This window comes from Nocardia sp. AB354 (assembly GCF_049538315.1).
Lineage (GTDB): Bacteria > Actinomycetota > Actinomycetes > Mycobacteriales > Mycobacteriaceae > Nocardia > Nocardia nova.
The window spans coordinates 1-2943 of record NZ_JBMVFU010000057.1; the positions used below are offsets into that span (position 1 = coordinate 1).

3 protein-coding genes and 1 pseudogene are annotated in these 2943 nt (G+C 67.7%); all 4 read right to left on the bottom strand.

The features are described 5' to 3' along the window. The coding region (locus ACPCUW_RS35015; protein WP_423429677.1) for a biotin/lipoyl-containing protein at positions 1-221 on the bottom strand (221 nt) is incomplete at its 3' end. Between the two features lie 12 nt (positions 222-233). Then, positions 234-1217, bottom strand: coding sequence for an alpha-ketoacid dehydrogenase subunit beta (locus tag ACPCUW_RS35020; RefSeq protein ID WP_219823568.1), 984 nt, complete (start codon positions 1215-1217; stop codon positions 234-236). Positions 1218-1236: 19 nt separating this feature from the next. Next, a complete protein-coding gene (pdhA, locus tag ACPCUW_RS35025) occupies positions 1237-2412 on the bottom strand; it encodes a pyruvate dehydrogenase (acetyl-transferring) E1 component subunit alpha (protein WP_423429678.1) in 1176 nt (391 codons plus the stop codon). Positions 2413-2423: 11 nt separating this feature from the next. Beyond that, positions 2424-2943: pseudogene (locus ACPCUW_RS35030) on the bottom strand (dihydrolipoyl dehydrogenase); the annotation flags it as partial.

Consider the following 2943-nt stretch of genomic DNA (forward strand, 5'->3'; position numbering starts at 1 on the left):
ATGGCGATGGGCTCGCCGATCGGAACCCGCGTTCCGGGTGCGGCGATGATGTGTTCGAGGACGCCGTCGTCGTAGGCCTCGAGTTCCATCAGGGCTTTGTCGGTCTCGATTTCGGCGAGCACTTCGCCGCGGGTGACGGTGTCACCGACCTGTTTGAGCCAGTTGGCGACGACGCCGTCTTCCATGGTGTCGGAGAGGCGGGGCATGGTGATTTCGGACAACGGTCTTTCCTCTCAGCGTCGCTTGCCCACGGCCGCAAGGGTTTCGACGGCAGCGGTGTAGAGCGATTCGACGGACGGCAGGGCCAGCTTCTCCAGCGGCTTGGCGTAGGGGAGCGGCACTTCGGCCATGGCGACGCGGCGCACGGGAGCGTCGAGATAGTCGAAGGCGCCGTCGGAGATCGATGCCGCGATTTCGGCGCCGATGCCGTAGGTGAGCCAGTCGTCCTCACCGATGACCGCGCAGCCGGTCTTGCGGACCGAGCGGACGAGGGTGTCGCGGTCGAGCGGGCGCAGGCTGCGCAGGTCGATCACCTCGGCGGAGATGCCCTCGGCGGCAAGCTTGTCCGCGACCTGGGTGCAGACGGTGGCCATGCGGGAGTAGCCGATGAGGGTGATGTCGGTGCCTTCGCGGGTGACGGCGGCCTTGCCGATCTGTGCGGGCGGAAGGTCCTGCGGTACTTCGCCTTTGGTGTTGTAGAGCGACAGGTTCTCGAGGAACAGCACCGGGTCGTCGTCATCGATCGCGGCTTTGAGCAGGGCGCGGGCGTCGGCCGGGGTACTGGGTGCCACGACCTTGAGGCCGGGAACGAACGCGTAGTAGAGCTCGATGTTCTGGGAGTGGGTGGCGCCGAGTTGTTGTCCGCCGCCGCCGGGGGTGCGGATGACCATCGGCACGCTGGTCTGCCCACCGAACATGCCGTAGATCTTGGCGGCGTGATTGACGATCTGGTCGAGGGCGAGCAGGGAGAAGTTGATCGTCATGATCTCGACGATCGGGCGCAGACCGAGCATGGCGGCACCGATGGCCGCGCCGACGAATCCTTCCTCGGCGATGGGAGTGTCGCGGACGCGCTGCTCGCCGAATTCGTTCAGCAGTCCGGCGGTGATCTTGTAGGAGCCTTCGAAGACGCCGATCTCCTCGCCGATCAGGAAGATGTCGTCGTCGCGGCGCATTTCCTCGCGCAGGGTTTCGCGCAGCGCTTCGCGGTAGGTCATGACAGGCACGGGGCGGTCCTCAGGCGGTGAAGAGGGGGTCGGCGGGCAGGCGGCGGGAATCGCCGGGCACCGGGGTGGCGTAGGTGTAGTCGAACAGGCTCGACGGCTGCGGATGCGGGCTGGTGTCGGCGAACTCGACGGCGGCGGCGACCTCGGCGAGGACCTCCGCGTCCAGGGCGGCGGCCGAATCGTCGTTCAGCGCACCGGCTTTCAGTAGCGCGGTCTTCCAGATCTCGATGGGGTCGTGGGATCGTGCGGCCGTCACGGTTTCCTCGGTGCGGTATTTCGCGGGGTCGACCACCGAGTGGCCTTTCAGCCGGTGGCTGACCGCCTCCAGCAGTGCCGGCCGGCCGTCGCGGCGTGCGGTGTCGATGAGATCCCTGGCGGTGTCGCGGACGGCGAGGACGTCGGTGCCGTCGACGCGTTCACCGCGCATGCGATAGGCGGCGGCGCGTTTCCACAGATCGGGTTCGGCGGAGGACTTCTCCACTGTGGTGCCCATGCCGGTCTGGTTGTTGACCACCAGGAAGACGATCGGCAGATTCCACAGTGCGGCGAGGTTGAGCGATTCGTGGAAAGCGCCGATATTCGTTGTGCCCTCACCCATTTGGCAGACGACGACATCGTCGCCGCCGCGGTAGTCGATCGCCAGTGCGGCGCCGACGGCGAGGGGTACCTGGCCGCCGACGATGGCGTAGCCGCCGAGCAGCCGAGTCTCGGTGTCGTACATGTGCATCGATCCGCCCCACCCTTTGGAGGTGCCGGTGGAGCGGCCGTACAGCTCGGCCATGACCCGGCCGGGCGCGATGCCCTTGGCGAGGGCGTAACCGTGTTCGCGGTAGTTGGTGAACAGGTAGTCGGTGGGGCGCATCGCCGCGCCGAGGCCGACCACGGTGGCCTCCTCACCGAGGTTGAGGTGGCAGTAGCCGCCGATCCGGGCCTGCTGATAGCTCTGGGCGGTGCGCTCCTCGAACCGGCGCACGAACAGCATGTCGCGATACAGCTTTCGCAGCGTATCGGGATGCTCGGCCGCCACAGGGGACTCGAATGATGCTGTCTGCGTGGCGGTTCGGTCGGCCGGCAGAGAATCGCTCGCTGCGGATCGAGCTTGCTCCGGCGCGGTCGACACGGCCGGTCGCTTCGGTGCGCGGCGGGCCGACGTGCGGGTGGCCTGCTGCGGGGTTGTGGTGGTCACGGTGGTGCTCCTCAACGTGAACGCGGCGCGGTGTGTATCGGCAGGCCGAGCCCGGTCAGGGCTGTTTCCATACCGATCTCGCCGAGGGTGGGGTGGGCGTGGATGGTGTCGGCGAGTTCGTCGAGTGTCGCTTCGAGCGAGATCGCCAGTGCGCCTTCGGCGATCAGGTCACTGGCCGAGGGCCCGATGATGTGCACGCCGAGTACTTCCCGATGGCGTGCCCCGGCCACGATCTTGCAGAAGCCCTCGGTCTCGCCGAGCGCCTTGGCTCGTCCGAGTGCGGCGAACGGGAATTTCGCGGTGATCACCTCGTGGCCGCCGGCGCGCGCCGCGTCCTCGGTCAGGCCGACGCTCGCGATCTCCGGATGGGTGAACGTCGCCGCGGGGATCACGGTGTAGTCGATGCGGGCGTCGTGTCCGGCGATCACGTCGGCGGCGGTGAGGCCCTGATGGGATGCCACGTGCGCCAGCAGGGCTCTGCCGGTGACATCGCCGATGGCGTAGACATGCTCGGCGGTGGTCCGCAGCCGG